The sequence below is a fragment of the Serratia sp. T13T92 genome (genome assembly GCF_047530105.1).
Taxonomy (GTDB): domain Bacteria; phylum Pseudomonadota; class Gammaproteobacteria; order Enterobacterales; family Enterobacteriaceae; genus Chania; species Chania fonticola.
In genome coordinates, this window is sequence record NZ_JBLJAK010000093.1 from 1 (window position 1) to 3,997 (window position 3,997).

Sequence of the window (3,997 nt, forward strand, 5' to 3'; positions counted from 1 at the left end):
TGCATGCGTTGCTGACGGCGCTGAAATCGCCGGACGACGCCATCGACTGGGACACGCTGCTGCCCTGGAAAATCACCCTACCTTAAACCCCACGACCGAACACTGTGGGGATTTAACGACGCTTACTGACCAAAGAGGAAATAAGGACTGTACTCGAGGTGGTTACATTGTCCGTGCGCAAGGCCTGTCGGCAAATGTTCGACGATGCCAAACGTATTCAGATAGCCCTTATCCCCCAACAAAATCCGCTCTTATTTTCCCGGCGCACACGACATTTCAAGCTAGTCGTTGAGGAAAGTGACGAAGATAATTGGCTTGATGAGTCCAACCCTGATGAGGTGCGCCGGGTACTGGATGCCATTATTAACCAGGGAGCGAGATTTGGTGCCGTGCGATTGGTTGTCATCAATGACACGTTAGAGCTGATCACCGGCTACAGCGTAATGACCGATGTGTTACGTTTGCCTGGGGATCCACCGCGCCGTTGGTTCGACCGCGATGTGCTGCGGGATGTTTGCTATGCCGCCAGGCAAGAGGTTCTCAGTGTCATGAACACATACAGCGCATTTACCAAGAAAAGTTGAAGCAGGAGGGGCAAATGCCCCTCTTTACCTGATCCCATAAGGGTGTCGCTCTACTCCGCTGTTTACCAGGCCACAGTGTGGCCTTGTACTGAAAACAACCAGTGAGCATTCGTGTCGTGACGGCCGAGTGCCGTGCCTTCACTGTAGCCCGGCTGCGACGAATACAAGGGTTCGCGTTGCCGTTATCCTCGCCCGTTCTCGCTCTCTTTCGCCGTCATTTTCCCGTCGTTCGACCGCTCAATTTTCACGGTCTCACCGTACAAATACCGGCTTTCGTTCGCTGCGCTGCGGCCTGCGGTAACGCCCTTGTATTGCGCCGCTGTTCGCCGGGCTGTCGTGTCGGCACGGCACCGTCCGGTGTCGCTGAACATGAAATTACGGAGGTATTCCATGCACTATTCCCACACTCAGACCGCCATGAATGTCGAAGAAATTGACCGGCTGTCTTTCCTACCCTACCTGTTTGGCGAGGATTTCATGATTGCCGAATTGAAGGTCTACTCCTTGGCACGTAAACACCTGCCTGACTACGAAGACGGATTTTGGCATTTTGTACGGCTTCCGCAAGGCGGCGGCTACATGATGCCCACGGGCGATCGATACCACATGGTCAACGCCGAAGGCTGGTTTGACCGTACCGTCAGCGCCGAGGTTGCAGGGATCATTTTGACAGCGCAAGCCATCAACTATCGGTGTTTAGCGCTCAAAGGTTGTAGCGACGATGAACAGATCAAGCTGTTCCTGCTGCGTGAGTTCCAGCTCTGGAACTTTATAGAAAGCCATCCCGACAGTGCCGCGATTAGCGCAGCGCTTGAGTGACGAAATAAAAAGACCTAGGCAGGCAGCAACGCTGCTTGCCTCAATGGATAGTGCCCTTGAGCGTGCAATGAGGAAACAGTATGGAAATGGAAATGACGGTAGGCAACCTGATAGCCCGGCTGCAAAAGGACTATTCGCCGGAGGAATTATGTGTAGCGTCCGTGTGGTTTGAAGAAGATTTTCTGTTGAGATCTTGGGGGGAGCCGCTAACACGGGATGAGATCAACGCCGCAATGGCAATTGTAGATAATGTTGACGCCGATTCTGGGATCAACTGGTCAACAATCGAAGATGCTGTTGATACGGTAGTAGGAAAGGCTAATGATCGTAAGGTGTCATCGGATAAATAGGTAAGAAGGCAGGCGGTGAGAGCCGCCTGTCTACCGCCCGCGAACACCCTGGCAGGCTTACGCCTGCAGCGAAGGCTGCTGCCGCGCCTACGGCGCCGCGCGCCGCCTTCGTCTGCCTCTTTCATCACCTGGTGTCCGTTTATATCACCTTCTGTTTCCTTCGCTGGGTTTGCCGGCGTCTACGTAGTGTTATCACCTCTTTCAGCTAGTCGACATGGGCGTCCGGTCGGCTGTCGTGAACGGAGCCAGGTAAACCTGTCTCCGCCCTGCGGGCTTCCATCCTGACGCAACCCCAGCTTGCAGCATCCGTACCCGGATGCGCCGCTTTGGCGCGCCGTAGCCTGCGCTTATTGCACCCCGGCAATAAATACCCTGCCGGAGTGTAGGGAGCAACGCCGTTTCGCCTTGCTCTTTCGGCGTTGCGGCGGATTCCTGCTCATTGGCATTCCGGTGTCGTTTCTCCCGTTTACGGCCCTGCCGCCTTGGCTGATAACGCCACAGTCCTCCTGGCCATCCAGGGGGGATGCTACGCACAGCCACAAAACTTTTTGCAGGCAAAAACTTTGGCGTCTGCCCCTGGACGTCTGCCTCGGCCGGTGCCGTTTTACGCCCTTGCGGCGCAGGTTCTCAAACGGGTGATGGAAATACCGGAGGGACAGAACAGCAGGTCCCCGCAAAACGTCAACACCGCGACGAGGTAACTCAACGGGTGATGTTTTTAAACAGCATAAAGGAGAAAAAAATGCATAGCACAACGGCACTGACTGTTGATATCAACCCCACTCAGAGCGCGGGAGAGGTGATCCCTTCTGTGGCTATCGATCGCATCATCGCACAGCGTGACAGCGGTATTGCAACATTCATGCAGGGCATGAACCTGATCCATCAAGCGCAGAAGCAGCTTACCGACGCGGCGGGCAAGGTCTGCTTTTATGGGCTGACTGAAATTGTTACCTGTATTTCATCCTCGTACACATCAGGCGAGGAAGCCAGAATCCAGCGAAGGATCAGCCGCCTTGCTGATCGCGCAGTCTGGCAACGACTGATGAATGAAACGGGCATGCTGACGTTGATGAGCACCAAGCAACGAGAGGCATGGGACAAAAGCCTGTACAGCGAGGATTGCCCGGAAATCTCCCTCGATAATGTTCTGGCCACGTTTAAAAATCTCAACGCGAACAAGACAAATACGTTTGAACAAGGGGTGATCGACGTATTCCGCACGCTTTCCTGGGACTACAAAACCAATAATCCCTGTTGCCTGGGCAAGAAAATCATCCTTAACGGCATTATCGAGGTTAATGAAGGCAAGTATTGCTCATTTCGAACCTACGGACAGGAAAGAATTAACGATTTGGCTCGTCCTTTCTGGTTACTCGACGGTAAGAACGTGCCTGATTTCCGAGTATCTGAAGGGGTAAAATTTCGTGACTTCATCGGGAGAGGCACACAGCAGGTCGGTGAGCTGTTTACCTGTGATTATTTCACCATTCGAGCCTTCAAAAAAGGTACTGCACACATTACGTTTACCCGCCCAGAGCTGGTAGACAAAATCAACGAGATCGTCGCCCGTCATTACCCAGGGGCGCTGCCGCCAGAGGTTTAAGCTACTGGCAGGGTTCGCCCTGCCGTGCTATATCCACACTCACATCGGTCAGAAACCATCCTTTCAGGAGCCATTATGAATTTAGCGACCAGCCACCGAAAAACTGCCGTTGTTATTTTAGCCGTGATCAAAGGCACACCATCAATCCACTTTTGTGATACTCGTTTATCTGGAGCAGATAACAATCTGTGGATGCCCGTCAACACTACCGGTATCACACTATCACCTGTGGCTGAAAAGATTGAGAGAAGTCATATACACGCTGCCATCGAACAGATTATGACCATAAACAATGTCGCTCATAACGTTGTGCATGTAGAAGAAATCAAACGTGAAAAGGGATATCTCGATTACCGTGTGACTTACAACGAGATAGCTTAATCGATCGTCGGAACCAACACCCCCAATGATAGCTAGGCTCGGTATCTCTCCGGGCCTCATTGACATGCTTTGACATTGGCGCACTAAACCCAATGGCGAAGGCATGGAGAGGACAGCGCCTGCGGCGCTGTCAGATTGATGACAAAGTCCTGGCCGTGAGGCCAGGACTTTGATCTAATAAGGTCAGTGCAAAAAACGGACTGACTGCCATGCTCAAAGAACCTTCTCCCCATCAGTACCAGTTTGAAACCATTACC

6 protein-coding genes are annotated in these 3,997 nt (G+C 52.7%); 5 read left to right on the forward strand and 1 reads right to left on the reverse strand.

Annotated features, from left to right (window positions below; all coding sequences use genetic code 11):
- Positions 1–194 precede the first annotated feature (194 nt).
- Positions 195–584, forward strand: a complete 390-nt coding sequence (locus ACMV5I_RS29150) for a hypothetical protein (RefSeq protein WP_414825934.1) — start codon at positions 195–197, stop codon at positions 582–584.
- 182 nt (positions 585–766) lie between these two features.
- Here ACMV5I_RS29150 and ACMV5I_RS29155 read toward each other — a convergent pair whose 3' ends face one another.
- Positions 767–976 carry a hypothetical protein gene (locus ACMV5I_RS29155; protein ID WP_414825935.1) on the reverse strand — a complete coding sequence of 70 codons (210 nt, stop codon included), beginning with the start codon at positions 974–976 and terminating at the stop codon, positions 767–769.
- Here ACMV5I_RS29155 and ACMV5I_RS29160 point away from each other — a divergent pair.
- The 4 genes from ACMV5I_RS29160 to ACMV5I_RS29175 all read left to right on the forward strand — a co-directional run bounded on the left by ACMV5I_RS29160 (position 975) and on the right by ACMV5I_RS29175 (position 3,740).
- Entirely contained in the window at positions 975–1,403 is a 429-nt protein-coding gene (locus ACMV5I_RS29160) for an antirestriction protein (protein ID WP_414825936.1), read from the forward strand. The genes ACMV5I_RS29155 and ACMV5I_RS29160 overlap by 2 nt on opposite strands.
- A gap of 80 nt (positions 1,404–1,483) precedes the next feature.
- Positions 1,484–1,753, forward strand: a complete 270-nt coding sequence (locus ACMV5I_RS29165) for a hypothetical protein (protein ID WP_414825937.1) — start codon at positions 1,484–1,486, stop codon at positions 1,751–1,753.
- 742 nt (positions 1,754–2,495) lie between these two features.
- Positions 2,496–3,359 (forward strand): DUF4942 domain-containing protein, encoded by an 864-nt coding sequence (locus ACMV5I_RS29170; protein ID WP_414825939.1) that lies wholly within the window; start codon positions 2,496–2,498, stop codon positions 3,357–3,359.
- 75 nt (positions 3,360–3,434) lie between these two features.
- Positions 3,435–3,740 carry a hypothetical protein gene (locus tag ACMV5I_RS29175; protein ID WP_414825938.1) on the forward strand — a complete coding sequence of 102 codons (306 nt, stop codon included), beginning with the start codon at positions 3,435–3,437 and terminating at the stop codon, positions 3,738–3,740.
- The last annotated feature ends 257 nt before the right edge of the window (positions 3,741–3,997 follow it).